5 tRNA genes are annotated in these 664 nt (G+C 45.9%); all 5 read left to right on the top strand.

The annotated features are described in order from the left end of the window. Nucleotides 1–82: 82 nt before the first annotated feature. The 5 genes from AB8S09_RS15795 (at nucleotide 83) to AB8S09_RS15775 (ending at nucleotide 573) form a co-directional block, all read left to right on the top strand. Nucleotides 83–158, top strand: a tRNA-His gene (locus AB8S09_RS15795). Between the two features lie 5 nt (nucleotides 159–163). Further along, a tRNA-Gln gene (locus tag AB8S09_RS15790) sits at nucleotides 164–238 on the top strand. Between the two features lie 6 nt (nucleotides 239–244). Beyond that, nucleotides 245–320: transfer RNA gene (locus tag AB8S09_RS15785), tRNA-Lys, on the top strand. Nucleotides 321–366: 46 nt separating this feature from the next. Then, nucleotides 367–450: transfer RNA gene (locus tag AB8S09_RS15780), tRNA-Leu, on the top strand. 48 nt (nucleotides 451–498) lie between these two features. Beyond that, nucleotides 499–573, top strand: a tRNA-Gly gene (locus AB8S09_RS15775). Nucleotides 574–664 lie beyond the last annotated feature (91 nt).

Below are 664 nucleotides of genomic sequence, written 5' to 3'. Positions count from 1 at the left end.
CGCCATTAGCTCAGTTGGTAGAGCATCTGACTCTTAATCAGGTTGCCCGGGGTTCGAGTCCCCGATGGCGCACCAAAATGTGGTGGACGTAGTTCAGCTGGCAGAGCGCCAGATTGTGGTTCTGGTTGTCGTGGGTTCGAATCCCACCGTTCACCCCAAATATTGGGATGTAGCCAAGTGGTAAGGCAATGGACTTTGACTCCATCATTCGTAGGTTCAAATCCTGCCATCCCAGCCATTTAGTGGTTTACTAGCTCAGTTGGTAGAGCACATGACTTTTAATCATGTTGCCCGGGGTTCGATTCCCCGGTAAGCCACCATATTTTTTGTTAATATTTCATATAAATATAAAATAAATTTTCTCATGCAGGTGTGGCGGAATTGGCAGACGCACTAGACTTAGGATCTAGCGCCTATGGCATGGGGGTTCAAGTCCCTTCACCTGCACCAATTTATTGATTTCAAGTTTTGTTGTGTAAAATTGCGTATGTGTTTTGTGCGGGAGTGGCTCAGTGGTAGAGTGTCACCTTGCCAAGGTGAATGTCGCGGGTTCGAATCCCGTCTTCCGCTCCAAGTTAAGATCAAATTTGATTATAGATATAAAAAATATAGAGTGTACTGCGGGTGTAACTCAATGGTAGAGTGCTAGCCTTCCAAGCTAGTT

The organism is Clostridium lapidicellarium (assembly GCF_041224415.1).
Taxonomy (GTDB): domain Bacteria; phylum Bacillota; class Clostridia; order Clostridiales; family Clostridiaceae; genus Clostridium_B; species Clostridium_B lapidicellarium.
The sequence above is the reverse complement of the archived record's forward strand: the minus strand, read 5'-3'. Positions and strand labels throughout refer to the sequence as shown.